Here is an 18,112-nt window from a genome sequence, read left to right on the forward strand (position 1 = left end):
TCCGCCCGGCCGCATTGCGGCTTTCCCCGAATGCTCCGATGCGACGGCCCCCCGGCCGCGCCGGGCGGGGCCGGCCCCGTCATGTTCACCGTTTTCCAAATACCCCATCGCGGCCGGGACGCCGGCCGGCGCCGGCCGGTTCAGCGCCCGCCGGGCCGGCCGGGGCGGGCCGCCAGGCCGTGTTCGGGCACCTCGTCCTGCTCGGCGGCGATGGGGGCGGCGCTCGGACCATGCGCGAAGCGCTCCATCAGCACGTTTTCAAGCTGGCGGTTCAGGTCGCGGGTCAGGGTCATGTAGTCGCGATTCTCCTCCATCGGCACGCCGGGCTTCCAGACCTCGGCGAGCTGGCGCAGATGCGCGCGGTCCATGCGGTAGAAGATGCGCTCGAGCTCGGAGGCCTCGTAGGGCGAGAGGCCGAGGTTTTCCAGCACATAGCGGCCGGCGCGCAGCGAGCTGTCGAAGGTCTCGCGCACGATATGGTCGGCGCGGGCGGCATAGAGCTGGAACACGTTCACCCGGTCGCGGGCGCGGGCGATCACCACGATGTCGGGGCGCTTTTCCTTGGCGTAGCGGATCAGCCGCAGGTTGGCCTCGGGATCGTCCAGCGCCGCGACCAGCACCCGGGCCTTGTCGAGCCCGGCCGCGGTCAGGATCTCGGGGCGGGTCGGGTCGCCGAAATAGCCCTTGAAGCCGAAGCGGCGCATGAGCTGGATCACCTCGAGGTCATGGTCAAGCACCGTGGTCTTGAAGCCGGACATGGTGACCAGCCGGTTCAGCACCTGGCCGAAGCGGCCGACCCCGGCGATGATGATCGGCTGCTGCTCCTCGATCTCGTCGGCGATGTCGCTGGCGCGTTCCTCGGCGATGCGGCGCGAGATGAAGTCCGACAGGATGAACAGCAGCGGCGTCGCCAGCATCGACAGCGCGATGACCAGCAGGAAGCCCTGCGCCAGGGCGCGCGGCAGGATCGCCAGCGACACGGCATAGGAGATCAGCACGAAGCCGAACTCGCCCGCCTGCGCCAGAGACAGGGTGAACAGCGTGCGGTCGCGGCCGCGCAGGCCGGTCAGCCGGGCGATCAGGTGCAGCACCAGCGCCTTGATGGCGATGATCACCACGGTGACGCCCAGCACCGTCACCGGCCGCTCGAGAAACAGCTGGAAATCCATGCCGGCGCCGACGGTGATGAAGAACAGGCCCAGCAGCAGGCCCTTGAAGGGCGCGATCTGGCCTTCGAGCTCGTGGCGGAACTCGGACCCCGCCAGCATCACCCCGGCCAGGAAGGTCCCGAGCGCCGGCGACAGGCCGACAAATTCCATCAGCGAGGCGATGCCCACCACGATCAGCAGCGCCACGGCGGTGTCGAGCTCGTTCAGCCGCGCGGCATAGACCCAGCGGAACAACGGCCGGATCAGATATTGCCCGATCAGCACCACCGCCGCCACCGCGCCCAGCGTGACCAGCGCCGCCGCCCAGCCGGGCAGCCCATGCATGAAGGCCTCGCCGATATGCTCCTCGGCATCGGCGATCGGGGCGCGGGTCGCCAGAAGCGGCATCAGCGCCAGCATCGGGATCACCGCGATGTCCTGAGTCAGCAGCACGGCAAAGGCGCTGCGTCCGCCCGGCGTCTGCATCAGCGCTTTCTCGCTGAGCGTCTGCAGCACGATGGCGGTCGAGCTGAGCGACAGGATCATCCCCAGCGTGACCGCGATATGCCAGTCCTGGTTCAGCGCCATGGCGGCCAGCGCCAGCAGCGCCACCGTGCCGAGGATCTGCATGCTGGCCAGGCCCAGCAGGCGCTTGCGCATCTGCCACAGCGCCTGCGGCTCCAGTTCCAGGCCGATCAGGAACAGCATCATCACCACGCCGAATTCGGCGAAATGCTGCAGGTCGGCCATTTCGCCGGCGCTGCCGGCGATGCCCAGCACCGGGCCGATGACGATGCCCGAGACCAGATAGCCCAGCACCGAGCCCAGCCCCAGCCGCGCCGACAGCGGCACGGCGATCACCATTGTCATCAGGTAGACAGTGGCGATCAGCAGGAATGTCTCCATCAGCGGCCGTCCAGCATCCGCAATTCGTGGGTGCGGCCGGATTTCACATAGGTCAGCCGGCCGTTGCCGATCGAATTGATGGTGCCGCCGTCGATGCGGTCGCCCAGGCGCACCGTCACCACCTTGCCGCTGCGCAGGCGGATCAGCGCGCGGCTGGCCTGGCCGGCGCCGATGATGCCGATGATGGTGGTGCGGCCGGTATCCATGCCGCGGCGCTGCGTCGCGGATTTGGCGACGGTGGCCGAGGTCGCGCCCTTGCCGAGCGCGCCGGCGGCGATCTCGGGCTCGTTGTCGACCTCGGGCGGCTTGTATTCTTGGCGGCGGGCGCGGGCGGCGCGTTCCTCGGCCGCGGCCTGGGCGCGGGCGCGGGCCTCGGCCTGGGCGCGGGCCTGGGCCTCGGCGGCGGCATCGGCCTGGGCGCGGGCGCGGATGCGCGCCTCGGCCTGGGCCTGCAGCTGTTCGTCGAGCTTGCGGCGCGCGGCCAGCTCGGCGGCGCTGGGGCCGGCGGCGGCGGCGGCCGGGGCGCCGGGCGGCGGCGCGTCGGCAGCCGCCTCGGGGGCCGGCTCGGCGGCCTTGCCGCGCCGAGGCGGCAGCGGCGAGGAGCTTAGCGCCGATAGCCGCACCCCGCCCGGCGACGCGGGCGATGCCTCGACCGCCTGGGCGATGGCGGATTCCACCGCCTTGGCCGAGAGCCCGGCCGCAGCCGCCCCGGCGCCGGGGCGAGGCCGCGGCCGCGGCCGCGCCGAGCCATGTAAAAGCCCGCCCGAATCCCGGGCGGGCGCAGCAGCGGTCTCGACGCTGTCGGGCTTGTCTGGTGGTGGCGTGGTGGCGGAACGCAGCGCCGCGTCTATGGCCGAGGGGCTGGCGGCATCGCTGGCCGTGGCCTGGCCGGGCTTGCGCGCCGGCCGGGCCTGCGCCAGCCGCTCGCCCTGGAACGGCAGGGACCGGGCGGCGGCCCGCCCGTCGCGGACCGATTGCCGGCCCAGATCGCGGATCAACCCGCGCAGCTGCTGGCGTTCCGCCGGGGTCAGGCCGTCGCCCGGCGCGTCGTCCCGGATCAGTTCGGGGGTCGAGCCTTCGGGGCGCAGCGGCGGCCGGGCCGAGCCGCGCAGACGGGCCGCGGCATTGCTGGCCGTGGCGGCGGGCGCCGCCTGCACCGGCGCAGCGGCCGCCGTGGTGGCAGGCGTGGCGGCGGGCGTGGCGACAGGCGTCGGCGCGGGGGCGGCACGGCGGCTGCGTTCCGGCGGGCGGGCGCTGCCGGTCAGGGGGCTGCGGCGTTGGCTGGCCTCATAGGGCAGCTGGTTCGCCGGCACGGTCGGCGCGGTATCGGCGCGCGGCGTGGTGGTTTGCGGCGTGCTGCGCCGGGGTGCGAGCTGCGGCCGGGCCGAGCTGGTCAGCCGGGACGCGCCGGGCGCCGCGGGGCGCGGCGCGGCCTGGCTGCGGGTCTGCGCCGGCGCCGGCATGCGTTCGGCGCTGGGGCTGGGGCTGGGCGCGGCGGCCGGGCGCGCGGCGGCGATGGCCTGGGCCGGCGCGCTGGCGGCGGCGACCGGCGCCGTGCCCTGGGGCGCGGATTGCTGGGCCGAGGGCGGCACCACGGCCGCGGCCACGGCGGCGGCGGCGACGATGACCCGACGCTGTTCTTCCTCGGTCAGGGCCGATGCCGGAACCGGCGCCGCGACGGTGGCCGGTGTCGGCTCAGGCGTGGCCGCCGTGACCGCGGCGGGTCCGGTCGAAGCCGGGCTTGCCCCGGCACCGGGCGGCGTCGCGACGGCCGCCGGGGATGCGGCGCCCGGTGCCGCAGCCGGCTCCGCAGCCGCAGTCTTGGGGGCGGAAGTCTGGGCGGGGGCGGTCTGGGCGGGGACGGTCTGGGCGGAGGCGGGCGCCTGCTCGACCGGCGCGGCCGGGATTTCGGCCAGTTGCCCGTCCCGCTCGCCCGGCACGAGGAAGGCCCAGATCAGAATCAGCCCGACGACCAGCGCGCCCAGCATCGCCACCAGGCCCAGCAGGCCGCCGCGCTCGCCCGGGCGGCGCGGCGTCGGCGGGGCGCTGCCGGCCGGGCGGGTCTGGCGGGCGCCGGCGGCGCGTTCATGGAAGGCGCGGGCGCGCGGGTTCAGCGCCGCCCCGCCCGGCTCGGCCGTCGGGGCCTGGCGCGCGACCGGCGCGGCCGGGTTCGGGGTCGGGACGGGTTCATCCGGCGCGGGGGCGGCGGTGAAGGCCGCGGCGGTCTCCTCCGGCGCGGCGGCGGGTTCTTCCATCGCCGGCCCGCTGTCTGCCGCGTCAGGCTCGGCCGTGGCCTCGGCAACCGTCTCGGCCGTGGTCGCGACCGTCTCGGGGGGCGTCGCCGCGTCCCCGGCGGCCGGTGTCCCGGCGGCCTGCTCCGCCTCGGGCGCCGTTTCCGGCTGATCCGCCGCGCTGGCCACCGGCTCGATCGGTTCGGCCGGGTTTTGCAGCCGGGCGGCCGGTTCTGCGGCTTCGGGCTCTGCCCCGGCCTCGGCCGGCGCTGTCCCGGTGCTGGCGACCGCTGCGGGCGCCGCCGCTTCGGGGCCGGCTTCCGCGGCCTCGGCCGCATCGCCGCCAAGGTCGAGATCCAGCGCCGCCGCCGGCTTCTTCGCCGCGGCCGGCGGCTCGTCCTCGATCAGCAGTGCGGCGGCGGTCACGCCGGCCTGGGCCAGATCGACGGCGGGACGCGCCCGCGGCTGCGGCGGGTCCAGCACGAAGACCGGCTCGCCGGGATAGGTCTCGCCCTGGGGGGCGGCGCAATAGCCCTGCCCCGCAAAACCGTATTGCGCGGCGAAATCGCGGGCCTCGCGCAGGGTCTGGCGGGCTACGGCGGCAACGCGCACGCTGTCGCCGTCGCCGTCCCAGTCGAAGGCCAGATCGTCGATGGCATAGGGGGTCAGCCCGTCCAGCGCCCGGCCCACCGCACGCTCGCGGTCGGCGCCGGGCGCCACGGTCAGCGTGGTATAAAGGATCTGGTCGTCGGGAATGATCAGCGTCACCGGCAGCGCCGCATCGGCATCCGTGCCGCCGGCCATGACGCGCAGCCGGACAAATTCCTCGCGGAAGGCAGGGGAGTCGAAATCCGCCGACCCCAGATGCCGCCAGGCCGGCTGCCGGCCCGCCGCCTGCCCGTCCCGCGCCTTTTCGCGCCGTTGAAGATGCACCGCATCCTCGCTGAAGGAGAGGGCGTATTCGGTAGCGGAATCAAGCGTCATGAACGGGCTTGCCTTGCGGTTCCTTGCGCGGGGGCGCATCTTTACAATGGATCATCCCGGACTAACGCAGAACGCCTGCCGTGAAAAGCCGAACACCGGATTGTGAGGCATCCAAAACCGGTTTTCCTGCGTTTCCCGGGCTCGCAAACCAACCACGCGGCGGAACCATTCCCCGACGCGCCCAGGAGAAAGACCCGATGCCCCAATTTCGACCCCTGCTGACCGCGGCCACGCTGATCGTGCTGGGCGCCAGCCCGCTGCTGGCCCAGGCCCCTGCCCCGGACACCCCGCCCGCGCCGCCCATGGGACATCACGTCATGAAGCATCACGGCCCCGTCGCCAAACTGACCGTCACCGGCCAGGGCCAGGCCTGGGCCCAGCCCGACATGGCGACGATCACCCTGGGCGTCAGCACCCGCGCCGCCACCGCCGCCGAGGCGATGACGCAGAACGCCGAACAGCAGGCCAAGGTCATCGAGACCCTGAAGGCCGAGGGCATCGAGGCGCGCGACATCCAGACCTCGGGGCTGAACCTGTCGCCGGTGATGGATTATCAGGACGGCCAGCCGCCGAAACTGACCGGCTACGGCGCGCAGAACAGCGTCACCGTGCGGGTGCGCGACATCGCGGGCCTCGGCGCGGTGCTGGACAAGCTGGTCGCCTCGGGCGCCAACGAGATCAGCGGCATCGCGTTTTCGCGCGAGGACATGGCCGAGGCCGAGGACAAGGCCCGCAGCGAGGCGGTGGCCGATGCGCGTCGCCGCGCCGAGGTGACGGCCGAGGCGGCGGGGATGCGGCTCGGCCGGCTGATCTCGCTTTCCGAGGAGCAGAGCGGCGGCGGGCCGCGGCCGATGATGGCGATGCGCGCCGAGGCGGCCGGCGCCGCCGACACGCCGATCGAAGCGGGCGAACTGGCCGTCAACGCCTCGGTCACCGCCGTCTTCGCCATGCGGCCGGTTGACGGGCCGGAAGGCGGCGCGGCGACGGCGCCCGAGGACGCCGGCGAGGCCGGGGAAGCCCCGGCGAACTGACGGGCAACGGGGCGGCGAGGCGACTCGCCGCCCTGCAATGTTCAGGCGGTGAATGTTCAGGCGGTGGCGGCGGCCAGCGCCTGATCCAGATCGGCGATGATGTCGGCCGCGTCCTCGATGCCGATCGACAGCCGCACCACGTCCGGCCCGGCCCCGGCGGCGATCTTCTGCGCGTCGGTCAGCTGGCTGTGGGTGGTCGAGGCGGAATGGATCACCAGCGAGCGCGAATCGCCCAGGTTCGCCACATGGCTGAACAGTTTCAGGTTGTCGACCAGCTTCACCGCCGCATCATAGCCGCCCTTGATGGCAAAGGTGAACAGCGCCCCCGCCCCCTTGGGATAGACCCGCCGCGCCGTCGCGTTCCAGGGCGACGACGCCAGCCCCGCATAGGTGACCGAGGTCACGCGCGGATCGTTTTCCAGCCATTCCGCGACCTTCTGGGCGTTTTCGACATGGCGGGCCATGCGCAGGCCCAGCGTCTCGATCCCCATCAGCGTGTAATGCGCGGCCTGCGGGTTCATGGTCATGCCGAGATCGCGCAGCCCGATGGCGATGCCGTGGAAGGTATAGGCCAGCGCGCCGAAGGTCTCGTGGAATTTCAGCCCGTGATAGGCGGGCTCGGGTTCCGAGAGGCTGGGGAACTTGTCCGAGGCCGACCAGTCGAACTTGCCCGAATCCACGATCACGCCGCCGGTCACCGTGCCGTTGCCGGTCATGTATTTGGTCAGGCTGTGCACGACCAGGGTCGCGCCCATCTCGATGGGCTTGCACAGGAAGGGCGTGGCCAGGGTGTTGTCGACGATCAGCGGCAGGCCGGCCGCATCGGCGATGCCGGCCACGGCCGGGATGTCGGTGACATAGCCGCCGGGATTGCTGATCGATTCGCAGAAGATGGCGCGGGTGTCGTCGTCGATGGCGGCGCGCAGCGCCTCGAGATCGTCCAGATCGACGAATTTCGCGCTCCAGCCGAAGCGTTTAATGGTCTGGGCGAACTGGGTGATGGTGCCGCCGTAAAGCCGGGTCGAGGCGATGATGTTGCGCCCCGGTCCCATCAGCGGGAACAGCGCCATGATCTGCGCCGCATGGCCCGAGGAACAGCAGACCGCGCCGGCCCCGCCCTCGAGCCCGGCGACGCGGGCCTGCAGCGCCGCGATGGTCGGGTTGGTCAGGCGGGAATAGATATAGCCGACCTCCTGCAGCCCGAACAGCCGCGCGGCATGGGCGGCATCCTTGAAGACAAAGGCGGTGGTCTGATAGATCGGCACCTGCCGCGCCCCGGTCGCCGGGTCGGGCGCGCTGCCGGCATGGATGGCGGTGGTGTCGAAACCCCAATTCTCGGACATGGAAACTCTCCCCTGGTTCGGGGCAGAGACTAGGCGCAAGCGGCCCGGAAAGGGAACAGCAAAGCGGCGGATCCCGCGCGGAAAGAACCGCGGCCCTGCGCCGCAACCCCTTGGGAAAAGGCGCGTCCCTTTCCGCCGGCCGAGGCCGGGGTTCCACGGCCCGGGATGATGCGCAAAAGCGCCGCCATGGCCCGACCGACAGCGCAAGGCCGGTCGGCGCCGGACTGCCGGACAAGAGAACCACTTGAATTTTCTGGAAGAAATGGTGCGGTCGAGAAGACTCGAACTTCCACTCCGGTTAGGGAACAGCGACCTCAACGCTGCGCGTCTACCAATTCCGCCACGACCGCACGTCCGTAGGCTCGCGTCTCATAGACGCTTGCGCGGCGGATGAAAAGGGCATTTTTTCCGCCCGCCGCGGGTTTCTTTTCACTCGGCCGCGACCGCCGCCTGCGGGGTGTAGTTCAGGATCGGCGCCAGCCAGCGCTCGGCCTCGCGCAGGGATATCCCCTTGCGCGCGGCATAGTCCAGCACCTGGTCGTGCTCGACCTTGGCGACGCCGAAATAATAGGCCTCGGGATGGCCGAGATAGAGGCCCGAGACCGAGGCGCCGGGCCACATCGCCATCGATTCGGTCAGCTCGACCCCGGTCGCCGCGGTGGCGTCCAGCAGCCGGAACAGCGTCACCTTCTCGGTATGGTCGGGCTGGGCCGGGTAGCCGGGGGCCGGGCGGATGCCCTTGTAGGGCTCGGCGATCAGCTGCTCGGGGGTGAAGCTCTCATCGGCATAGCCCCAATATTGCCTGCGCACCCGCTCGTGCATCATCTCGGCCAGCGCCTCGGCGAAGCGGTCGGCCAGCGCCTGCACCAGAATGGCCGAGAAATCGTCATGCGCGGCCTTGAACCGGTCGGCGATCTGCTGCTCCTCGCCGCCGGCGGTGACCACGAAGCCGCCGACATAGTCGCGGGCGCCCTCGGGGGCGACGAAATCGGCCAGCGCCACGTTCGGGCGGCCGTCACGCTTGCTCACCTGCTGGCGCAGGGTGTGCAGCGTCGCCAGCGGGGCGGCGCGATCCTCGCCGGTGAACAGCCGGATGTCGTCGCCGACCCGGTTCGCCGGCCAGAAGCCGATGACCGCGCGCGGGCGGAACCATTGCTCGTCGATGATGCGCTGCAGCATGGCCTGCGCGTCGGCAAACAGTTGCCGCGCCACCTCGCCCTGCTTCTCGTCATCCAGGATGCGCGGATAGACGCCCTTCAGCTCCCAGGTCTGGAAGAACGGCGTCCAGTCGATATAGCGGACGATCTCGGCCAGATCGAAATCGTCGATCACCCGCGCGCCGAGGAATTCGGGCGCCTTGGCCCGGAACCCGGTCCAGTCGATCCTGACCGCATTGTCGCGGGCGACGGCCAGCGGCAGGCGCTTCTTGTCCGCCTCGGCCCGGGCATGTTTGTTGGCCACGTCCATGTATTCGCTGCGGACAGTTTCGACATAGGCGTTCTTCTGACCGGACAGTAGGCTGCCGACCACGCCCACGGCGCGGCTCGCGTCGGTGACATAGACCGCCTGGCCCTTGGCATAGCGCGGATGGATCTTGACCGCCGTATGCACGCGCGAGGTGGTGGCGCCGCCGATCAGCAGCGGGATGTCGAAGCCCTCGCGCTCCATTTCGCTGGCGACATGCGCCATCTCGTCCAGCGACGGGGTGATCAGGCCGGACAGGCCGATGATGTCCACCTTCTCGGCCTTGGCGGTTTCCAGGATCTTGGTCGCCGGCACCATCACGCCCAGGTCGATGATCTCGTAATTGTTGCAGGCCAGCACGACGCCGACGATGTTCTTGCCGATGTCGTGCACATCGCCCTTGACCGTCGCCATCAGCACCTTGCCGGCGCTGGAGGAACCGCCCCCGCCGCCCGCCGCCGCCTTCTCGGCCTCCATATAGGGCAGCAGATGCGCCACCGCCTGCTTCATCACCCGGGCCGATTTCACCACCTGCGGCAGGAACATCTTGCCCGAGCCGAACAGGTCGCCCACCACGTTCATGCCGGCCATCAGCGGCCCCTCGATCACGTGCAGCGGGCGCTCGGCCTTCAGCCGCGCCTCCTCGGTATCCTCGTCGATATATTCGGTGATGCCGTTGACCAGGGCGTGCTCCAGCCGCTTCTCGACCGGCCAGCTGCGCCAGGTCAGATCCTTTTCGCGCGCCTTGGCGCCGCCTTCGCCGCGGAAGCGCTCGGCGATCTCCAGCATGTTCTCGGTCGCGGTGCCGCCGGCCTTCGGCTTGCGGTTCAGCACCACATCCTCGCAGGCCTCGCGCAGGCCCGGGTCGATCTGGTCATAGACCACCAGCTGGCCGGCATTGACGATGCCCATGTCCATGCCCGCCTGGATGGCGTGATACAGGAACACCGCATGCATCGCCTCGCGCACCGGCTCGTTGCCGCGGAAGCTGAAGCTGAGGTTCGAGACGCCGCCCGAGACATGCACATGCGGCAGGGCCTGGGTGATGCGCCGGGTCGCGCCGATGAAATCGAGCCCGTAATTGTCATGCTCCTCGATCCCGGTCGCGATGGCGAAGATGTTCGGGTCGAAGATGATGTCTTCGGGCGGGAAGCCGACCGTGTTGACCAGCAGGTCATAGGCGCGCGCGCAGATCTCGACCTTGCGGTTCTCGGTATCGGCCTGCCCGGTCTCGTCGAAGGCCATCACCACCACGGCGGCGCCGTAGCGGCGGCAAAGCCGGGCCTGGGCCAGGAAGCTCTCCTCGCCTTCCTTGAGGCTGATCGAATTCACGATGGCCTTGCCCTGCACGCATTTCAGCCCGGCCTCGATCACCTCCCATTTCGAGCTGTCGACCATCACCGGCACGCGGGCGATGTCGGGCTCGGCCGCGATCAGGTTCAGGTAGTCGATCATCGCCTGTTTCGAATCGATCAGCCCCTCGTCCATGTTGACGTCGATGATCTGGGCGCCGTTCTCGACCTGGTCGCGGGCCACGTCCAGCGCCGCGGCGTAATCGCCATTGGTGATCAGCTTGCGGAACTTGGCCGAGCCGGTGACGTTGGTGCGCTCGCCCACGTTGACGAAGGGAATGTCGTCGGTCTTGACGAAGGGCTCCAGCCCCGACAGGCGCAGGCGCGGTTCGATTTCCGGGATCGCGCGCGGCGGCAGATCGGCCACGGCGCGGGCGATGGCGGCGATATGCTCGGGGGTCGAGCCGCAGCAGCCGCCGACCACGTTCACCAGCCCCTCGCGGGCGAATTCGGCAACCTGCGCCGCCATCTCCTCGGGCGATTCGTCGTATTGGCCCATCTCGTTCGGCAGGCCGGCATTGGGATAGGCGCAGATCAGCGTGTCGGCGACCGAGGACAGCTCGGCCAGGTGCGGGCGCATGGCGGCGGCGCCGAGCGCGCAGTTCAGGCCCACGGTGATCGGCGCGGCATGGCGCATGGAATACCAGAAGGCGGTCGGCGTCTGGCCCGACAGCGTGCGGCCCGACAGGTCGGTGATGGTGCCCGAGATCATCACCGGCAGGCGCTGGCCCTTCTCCTCGAACACCTCCTCGCAGGCGAAGATCGCGGCCTTGGCGTTCAGCGTGTCGAAGATGGTCTCGATCAGGATCAGGTCGGCGCCGCCATCGACCAGCCCGCGGACCTGCTCGGCATAGGCGAGGCGCAGACCGTCAAAGGTGACGGCACGATAGCCGGGATTGTTCACGTCCGGGCTGATGGATGCGGTGCGGTTGGTCGGCCCCAGCGCCCCGGCGACCCAGCGCGGCCGGCCGTCCTCGGCGGTGGCGCGGTCCAGCGCCCGGCGCGCGATGCGGGCGCCGTGGAGGTTCAGCTCGTAGATCGCCGATTCCATGCCGTAATCGGCCTGGGCAATGGTGGTCGAGGAAAAGGTGTTGGTCTCGACGATATCGGCGCCCGCCCTGGCATAGCGATAGTGAATCTCCTCGATCGCCTGGGGCTGGGTCAGGTTCAGCAGGTCGTTGTTGCCCTGCTGCGGATGCTCGCCCGGCGCGGGCGGATGGCAGCCGCAGGCGCAGCCGGCGCCATGGCCGGCGAAATCCGCCTCGCTTAGGCCAAGCTGCTGGATCTGCGTCCCCATCGCGCCGTCGAGGATCAGGATACGGTCGCGCGCAGCCGCGCGCAGGGCGTCGAAGACGGGGGAAAGGGGCAAGGTCATGTGTCGGTCCGCGCTTGGGTCGAATTGCTGTATAGCCACAGATGATCCGTTAGTGAAATTCAACATCCGCAGAATGATCTTGCACAGGATTCATGATCCGGCGCCATGCCGCCTCACCGTTTCGCAAATACCTTCGGGGGTCCGGGGGCAGACAGCCCCCGGCGCGGCGCCGCCCGCGGCACCGCCCTTGCGCCCCGATCCGGTCGGAACTATCTCGCGCGCATGACCGAATGGATCACCGCCCCCGGCCTGACCGATTACCAGCAAGCCGTCGCCTTCATGGAGGCGCGCGCCGCCGCCATCGCCGAAAGCCGGGCCGAGGAACTGGTCTGGCTGGTCGAGCATCCGCCGCTTTACACCGCCGGCACCTCGGCCAGGGCCGCCGACCTGCTGGACGCGCGCTTTCCGGTGCACGAGACCGGGCGCGGCGGGCAATACACCTATCACGGGCCGGGACAGCGCGTGGTCTATGTCATGCTGGACCTGAACCGCCGCGGCCGCGACGTGCGCGCCTTCGTCAAGGCGCTTGAAAGCTGGGTCATCGACGCGCTGGCCGCGTTCAACCTGAAGGGCGAGATCCGCGACGGCCGGGTCGGCGTCTGGATCGCCCGGCCCGACAAGGCGCCGCTGTTCGACGGCACCATGCGCGAGGACAAGATCGCCGCCATCGGCGTCAAGCTGCGCAAATGGGTCAGCTTTCACGGCATCGCCATCAATGTCGAACCCGAGCTGAGCCATTATGCCGGCATCGTGCCCTGCGGCATCCAGGGCCACGGCGTGACCAGCCTGGTCGACATGGGCCTGCCGGTCGGCATGGCCGACCTGGACGACGCGCTGCGCCGCAGCTTCGCCCGGAACTTCCCGCCGCCAGCCGGCTGACTTTCGCCGCGCGGCACAATCACCCTCTCGCGATCTGCTACTTTTTGCCGGTGTTCCCCGGGCTTGACGCGTGCTAGCCCTTTGTGCGGAGGAGGACGTGGAGGTCCTCTCTGCCAACGATAAGCAAGATCCAGAGGACACGCGATGAAGACCAGCATCTACGCCACTCTCGCCGCCATCACTCTCGCCCTGCCCGCAATGGCCCAAGAGGCCGGCGACCCCGCCAAGGGCGAGAAAGAGTTCAAGAAATGCAAGGCCTGCCACATGATCCAGGCGCCGGACGGTACGGATGTGGTCAAGGGCGGCAAGACCGGACCGAATCTTTACGGCGTGGTCGGGCGCAAGGCTGGCACCGAGGAAGGCTTCAAGTATTCCGACGCGCTGATCAAGCTGGGCGAGGCCGGCGAGATCTGGACCACCGAGGATCTGGAGCATTACATCACCGACCCGAACAAATATGTCGAGGAGAAGGTCGGCGACAAGTCGCTGAAGACCAAGATGACCTTCAAGATGGCCAAGAATCAGGCCGATGTGGTCGCTTTCCTGGCCCAGCACTCGCCCGAGGCCGGCGCCGCCCCCGCCGATGCGGCCGCTGGCGAGGCCGCTGCCGCGGCCCCGGCAGCCGAGGCACCCGCCGCGAACTGAGCCCCTGTCGCGGCGCGGCAACATTCCCGCCCCCGGCAGACGCAAAAGCGGCCGGGGGCCATGGATTTGGCCCCTGTGGCGGATTGCCTCAGGTCATGATCTTGTTCTAGAACCGAAAGCGAGTCCGCTGGCCCTTCGAGGCCGGCCAGCCGCATTCTGAGGGAGTCCACGCATGGCAGACGCAGCCGTTCACGGCCACGGTGACCATCATGACACCCGCGGGTTCTTCACCCGCTGGTTCATGTCAACAAACCACAAGGATATCGGTATCCTTTACCTGTTCACGGCCGGCATCGTCGGCCTGATCTCGGTCTGCTTTACCGTCTACATGCGGATGGAGCTGCAGCATCCCGGCGTGCAATACATGTGCCTGGAGGGCGCACGCTTCATCGCCGACGCCGCGGCCGAATGCACGCCGAACGGCCATCTGTGGAACGTCATGATCACCTATCATGGCGTGCTGATGATGTTCTTCGTGGTGATTCCGGCGCTGTTCGGCGGCTTCGGCAACTATTTCATGCCGCTGCATATCGGCGCCCCGGACATGGCCTTCCCGCGGCTGAACAACCTGAGCTACTGGATGTATGTCTGCGGCGTGGCCCTGGGTCTGGCCTCGCTCTTGTCGCCGGGCGGCTCGGACCAGGCGGGCTCGGGCGTGGGCTGGGTGCTCTACCCGCCGCTCTCGACCACCGAGGCCGGCTATTCGATGGACCTGGCGATCTTTGCCGTCCACGTCTCGGGCGCCAGCTCGATCCTCGGCGCGATCAACATCATCACCACCTTCCTGAACATGCGCGCCCCCGGCATGACGCTGTTCAAGGTGCCGCTGTTCGCCTGGTCGGTCTTCATCACCGCCTGGCTGATCCTGCTGTCGCTGCCGGTGCTGGCGGGCGCGATCACCATGCTGCTGATGGACCGCAACTTCGGCACCCACTTCTTCGACCCGGCCGGCGGCGGCGACCCGGTGCTTTACCAGCACATCCTGTGGTTCTTCGGCCACCCCGAGGTCTATATCATCATCCTGCCCGGCTTCGGCATCATCAGCCACGTCATCTCGACCTTCGCCAAGAAACCGATCTTCGGCTACCTGCCGATGGTCCTGGCCATGGCCGCGATCGGCATCCTGGGCTTCGTGGTCTGGGCGCATCACATGTACACGGCCGGCATGTCGCTGACCCAGCAGGCCTATTTCATGCTGGCGACCATGACCATCGCCGTGCCCACGGGCATCAAGGTGTTCTCGTGGATCGCGACCATGTGGGGCGGCTCGATCGAGTTCAAGACGCCGATGCTCTGGGCCTTCGGCTTCCTGTTCCTGTTCACCGTCGGCGGCGTGACCGGCGTGGTGCTGAGCCAGGCGCCGCTGGACCGGGTCTATCACGACACCTATTACGTCGTGGCGCATTTCCACTACGTGATGTCGCTGGGTGCGGTCTTCGGTATCTTCGCCGGGGTCTATTACTGGATCGGCAAGATGTCGGGCCGGCAATACCCGGAATGGGCGGGCAAGCTGCATTTCTGGATGATGTTCCTCGGCTCGAACATGATCTTCTTCCCGCAGCACTTCCTGGGCCGCCAGGGCATGCCGCGCCGCTATATCGACTATCCGGTCGAGTTCGCCTATTGGAACAACATCTCGTCGATCGGCGCCTATATCAGCTTCGCGTCCTTCCTGCTGTTCATCGGCATCGTGTTCTACACGCTTTTCGCCGGCAAGCGCGTCAACGTGCCGAACTACTGGAACGAGCACGCCGACACCCTGGAATGGACCCTGCCCTCGCCCCCGCCCGAGCACACGTTCGAGCAGCTGCCCAAGCGCGAGGACTGGGACCGCAGCCACGCGCACTGAGCCGATGCCCTGGCAATGGCATGATGCGGCCCCGGAGCAATCCGGGGCCGTTTTCCGTCTGGAGATCCGCCCGCATCGCGCCCTGCCGCGGCGCGGTTTCGTCTGGGTGATCGGGCTGACGGCGGGCTTCCTGGCGCTGCCGCTGATCGCGGTGCTGGGCACGGCGGTGCTGTGGGGCCTGCTGCCCTTTGCCGCGCTGGCGGTCTGGGGGCTGTGGGCGGCGATCCGGCGCAGCTACCGAGTGCCGCAGGAGGTGATGCTGCTGTCGCGCGACCGGCTCGAGCTGGTGCGCAGCGACCCGGGCCGCGCCGACCGCATCTGGCGGACCAACCCCTATTGGGTGCGGGCGGTGCTGCGCGCGAATGGTCCGGTCGAGGATTACCTGGTGCTGACCGACGGCAAGCGCGAGGTCGAGCTGGGCGCCTTCCTGGCCCCCGAGGAGCGGGTGGCGCTGCGGGATGAACTGACCCGGCGGCTGGGGGCGTTGCGGGGGTAGCTGGCTGCGGACGCAGGGCGCGCAACGGGTCGCGTAATCCTCTGATATCCAAGAAAGACCTGCTGTGACTGGCGTACACTCGGCGTACACCGCGGGTGCACCGGCGGTGCACCTTGAAATCGCGAGCACGGCGTTCGGAAACCTGTCCAAATCGCCAGCTACTGCGGCAATCCGGGACAGGGTAAGGCACAAGGATCACGTATTGTTTACCATTGGTTGATCATGCCCGACACCGGCCCCTCGCGCCTTCTGGCGCTTACCGCTCCCTCCACCCTTGCCCTGAACCGCGACCCGGTTGCGGCGGTGTTTGCTGCCCATGTCTCGGACCCGGACGGGGTGCGCCAGGTCACGGTCCATTACGACCGCCCGCTGGCGACGGAGATCGGAGCCTATGATTTCCAGATCATCCACGGCGGCGGCAGCGACTGGGCGGACGGCAGCCACAGCCATACCGTGCAGGTGCTGCCGCATAACGTCGCCGGGCCGCTGCACATTACCCATGTCGAGATCACCGACTTGCTGGGCAACCGGACCACGGTTTCGGCCGATGCGCTGCGCCGCGTGGGCGTGGACACCTCCATCGACGTGCGCAGCACCAGCGCCGACACGACGGCGCCGGTGCTGACCTCGCTGGACCTGCCGGATGTGGTGGATCTGAGCGACGGGGCCACGCTTGCCAGTTTCGCTGCGACGGGGCGGGATCGGACCGAGATCGACAGCGTCGGTATCTTCTTCGACCGGGATTTTTCCTATTCGTTCGGCAACGAAGCCCCCTTCGCCTATGGCAATGTCTCGCTTGGTGGCTTTGGCCAATTCTCTTCGGGCAGCGACACATCGGACATTCGCATCGGGTCCAGCAATGCCTCTGGCACCGTCGATGTCACCCATGTCCGCATCACCGACATCTACGGCAACGAGCGCGTCTATACCAACGACCAGCTGCGCGCCTTGGGTTTCGACACCTCGTTCGAGATCATCGGCACCGCCGCCCCCACGCCCACGACCTATGTCGCCGACCTGCCCGAGACGATCACCATTCGCGAGGGTCAAAGCGTCGGCATGGCGCTGAATTTCGTCGGCATGACCAATCATTGGGTCAGCTACAGCTATCACATCTCGACCAGCGGCGGCACGGCGACTGCGGCCGACATCGGCGCGACTTCGGGCCGCGGCTCGATCAGCATCAGTTCGACCCGGCCTTACAATGACCAGGTCGACATGTCCCTTTCGGCCCTGCGCGACGGCGTGCACGAGGGCACCGAGACCGCCTATCTCGTCGTCGATTTGACCGGCAACATGACCTTCGCCGATGGCGGCACCACGCGGATTGTCGCGATCCGCATCGCCGATGACAACTGGTCCATCGGTGATGGCCGGGCCAACGTGCTGCGCGGCACCAGCGCGGCCGAGGATCTGGTCGGCCGCGCCGGAAACGACAGCTATTACGTCACGGCCGGCGACCGGGTGGTCGAGACGGCGAATGCCGGAAATGACACGGTCTTTACCAATTTCTCGCGCGGGCTCGAGGCCAATGTCGAGAACCTGACGCTGCTTGGCCCGGGCAATATCAACGGCACCGGCAATGCGCTGGCGAACCGGATCAGCGGCAATGCCGGCAACAACGCGCTGCTGGGCGGCCTGGGCAACGACACGCTGCTGGGCGGTGCCGGCAACGACACGCTGGTCGGCGGGGCCGGCGACGACAGGCTGGACGGTGGCGCCGGGGTGGACCTGGTCGCCTATGGCGCGGCCACGGGGGGCGTGCGGGTCAACCTGACGACGGCCGGCGCGCAGCTGATCGGCGGCGGCCAGGGCAGAGACCTGCTGAGCGGGATCGAGAACGTCAACGGCTCGGGATTCGCCGACCTGCTGACCGGCAATGCCGCCGCGAACCTGCTGTTCGGGGCCGGGGGCAATGACACGCTGGTCGGCGGGGCCGGCAATGACCGGCTGCTGGGCGGCGCCGGGGCCGACAGCCTGCTGGGCGGGGCCGGCAATGACGTGCTGACCGGCGGCGCCGGCGCGGACCGGCTGAACGGCGGGCTGGGCGCCGACCAGTTCGTGTTCCTGGGCCTGGGTGAGTCGGGCGTGGCGGCGGCGGGGCGCGACCTGATCCAGGATTTCAGCCGCGGCCAGGGCGACCGCATCGACCTGCGCGGCATCGACGCGCATGCCGGGCTGGCCGGCGACCAGGCCTTCCGGCTGATCGGCGAGCGCGCCTTTACCGGCGCGGCGGGCGAGCTGCGCTATGAGCGGGCCGGCAATGCGACCACGATCCTGGCCGATACCAATGGCGACGGCCGGGCGGATTTCTCGGTGGCGCTGAACGGCAGCCACAGCCTGGCCGGGGCGGATTTCCTGCTGTAACCGGCTGGCCGAACAGCAAAAAAGGCCCGGCATCACGCCGGG

General features: G+C 69.2%; 10 protein-coding genes and 1 tRNA gene. 6 read left to right on the plus strand and 5 right to left on the minus strand.

Annotation, left to right across the window (positions count from 1 at the left end):
* Nucleotides 1-140: 140 nt before the first annotated feature.
* A complete protein-coding gene (locus NBE95_RS11975) occupies nucleotides 141-2,054 on the minus strand; it encodes a monovalent cation:proton antiporter-2 (CPA2) family protein (protein ID WP_289895669.1) in 1,914 nt (637 codons plus the stop codon).
* Nucleotides 2,054-5,269 carry a hypothetical protein gene (locus NBE95_RS11980; RefSeq protein WP_289895670.1) on the minus strand — a complete coding sequence of 1,072 codons (3,216 nt, stop codon included), beginning with the start codon at nucleotides 5,267-5,269 and terminating at the stop codon, nucleotides 2,054-2,056. Before NBE95_RS11980 ends, NBE95_RS11975 begins: the two co-directional genes overlap by 1 nt.
* 197 nt (nucleotides 5,270-5,466) lie before the next feature.
* Here NBE95_RS11980 and NBE95_RS11985 point away from each other — a divergent pair, with 197 nt between their 5' ends.
* Nucleotides 5,467-6,300: an SIMPL domain-containing protein gene (locus NBE95_RS11985; RefSeq protein WP_289895671.1), complete on the plus strand. Its 834-nt coding sequence runs from the start codon at nucleotides 5,467-5,469 to the stop codon at nucleotides 6,298-6,300.
* 56 nt (nucleotides 6,301-6,356) lie between these two features.
* Here the strand turns inward: NBE95_RS11985 and NBE95_RS11990 are convergent, their stop codons facing one another.
* From NBE95_RS11990 to metH, 3 genes are all read right to left on the minus strand, one after another.
* Nucleotides 6,357-7,643 carry an O-acetylhomoserine aminocarboxypropyltransferase/cysteine synthase family protein gene (locus tag NBE95_RS11990; RefSeq protein ID WP_289895672.1) on the minus strand — a complete coding sequence of 429 codons (1,287 nt, stop codon included), beginning with the start codon at nucleotides 7,641-7,643 and terminating at the stop codon, nucleotides 6,357-6,359.
* Nucleotides 7,644-7,906: 263 nt separating this feature from the next.
* Nucleotides 7,907-7,993 (minus strand) — tRNA-Leu (locus tag NBE95_RS11995).
* Between the two features lie 79 nt (nucleotides 7,994-8,072).
* Entirely contained in the window at nucleotides 8,073-11,834 is a 3,762-nt protein-coding gene (gene metH / locus NBE95_RS12000) for a methionine synthase (protein ID WP_289895673.1), read from the minus strand.
* Between the two features lie 222 nt (nucleotides 11,835-12,056).
* Between metH and lipB the strand changes: the two genes are divergently transcribed.
* The 5 genes from lipB (at nucleotide 12,057) to NBE95_RS12025 (ending at nucleotide 18,070) form a co-directional block, all read left to right on the plus strand.
* Nucleotides 12,057-12,713 (plus strand): lipoyl(octanoyl) transferase LipB, encoded by a 657-nt coding sequence (lipB, locus tag NBE95_RS12005; RefSeq protein ID WP_289895674.1) that lies wholly within the window; start codon nucleotides 12,057-12,059, stop codon nucleotides 12,711-12,713.
* A 144-nt stretch (nucleotides 12,714-12,857) separates the two neighbouring features.
* Complete coding sequence (locus NBE95_RS12010; protein WP_289895675.1) at nucleotides 12,858-13,358, plus strand: cytochrome C; 501 nt, start codon at nucleotides 12,858-12,860, stop codon at nucleotides 13,356-13,358.
* Nucleotides 13,359-13,530: 172 nt separating this feature from the next.
* A complete protein-coding gene (gene ctaD, locus NBE95_RS12015) occupies nucleotides 13,531-15,207 on the plus strand; it encodes a cytochrome c oxidase subunit I (RefSeq protein WP_289895676.1) in 1,677 nt (558 codons plus the stop codon).
* A 4-nt stretch (nucleotides 15,208-15,211) separates the two neighbouring features.
* On the plus strand, nucleotides 15,212-15,703 hold the full coding sequence (locus NBE95_RS12020) for a DUF2244 domain-containing protein (protein WP_289895677.1): 492 nt from the start codon (nucleotides 15,212-15,214) through the stop codon (nucleotides 15,701-15,703).
* 222 nt (nucleotides 15,704-15,925) lie between these two features.
* Nucleotides 15,926-18,070, plus strand: coding sequence for a calcium-binding protein (locus tag NBE95_RS12025; protein WP_289895678.1), 2,145 nt, complete (start codon nucleotides 15,926-15,928; stop codon nucleotides 18,068-18,070).
* Nucleotides 18,071-18,112 lie beyond the last annotated feature (42 nt).

The sequence above is a fragment of the Paracoccus sp. TOH genome (assembly GCF_030388245.1).
Lineage (GTDB): Bacteria > Pseudomonadota > Alphaproteobacteria > Rhodobacterales > Rhodobacteraceae > Paracoccus > Paracoccus simplex.

Bases quoted from the DNA above. Each gene is read 5' to 3' on its own strand.
- NBE95_RS11975 (WP_289895669.1), bottom strand. From the start codon at position 2,054: ATGGAGACATTCCTGCTGATCGCCACTGTCTACCTGATGACAATGGTG.
- NBE95_RS11980 (WP_289895670.1), bottom strand. From the start codon at position 5,269: ATGACGCTTGATTCCGCTACCGAATACGCCCTCTCCTTCAGCGAGGAT.
- NBE95_RS11985 (WP_289895671.1), top strand. From the start codon at position 5,467: ATGCCCCAATTTCGACCCCTGCTGACCGCGGCCACGCTGATCGTGCTG.
- NBE95_RS11990 (WP_289895672.1), bottom strand. From the start codon at position 7,643: ATGTCCGAGAATTGGGGTTTCGACACCACCGCCATCCATGCCGGCAGC.
- metH (WP_289895673.1), bottom strand. From the start codon at position 11,834: ATGACCTTGCCCCTTTCCCCCGTCTTCGACGCCCTGCGCGCGGCTGCG.
- lipB (WP_289895674.1), top strand. From the start codon at position 12,057: ATGACCGAATGGATCACCGCCCCCGGCCTGACCGATTACCAGCAAGCC.
- NBE95_RS12010 (WP_289895675.1), top strand. From the start codon at position 12,858: ATGAAGACCAGCATCTACGCCACTCTCGCCGCCATCACTCTCGCCCTG.
- ctaD (WP_289895676.1), top strand. From the start codon at position 13,531: ATGGCAGACGCAGCCGTTCACGGCCACGGTGACCATCATGACACCCGC.
- NBE95_RS12020 (WP_289895677.1), top strand. From the start codon at position 15,212: ATGCCCTGGCAATGGCATGATGCGGCCCCGGAGCAATCCGGGGCCGTT.
- NBE95_RS12025 (WP_289895678.1), top strand. From the start codon at position 15,926: ATGCCCGACACCGGCCCCTCGCGCCTTCTGGCGCTTACCGCTCCCTCC.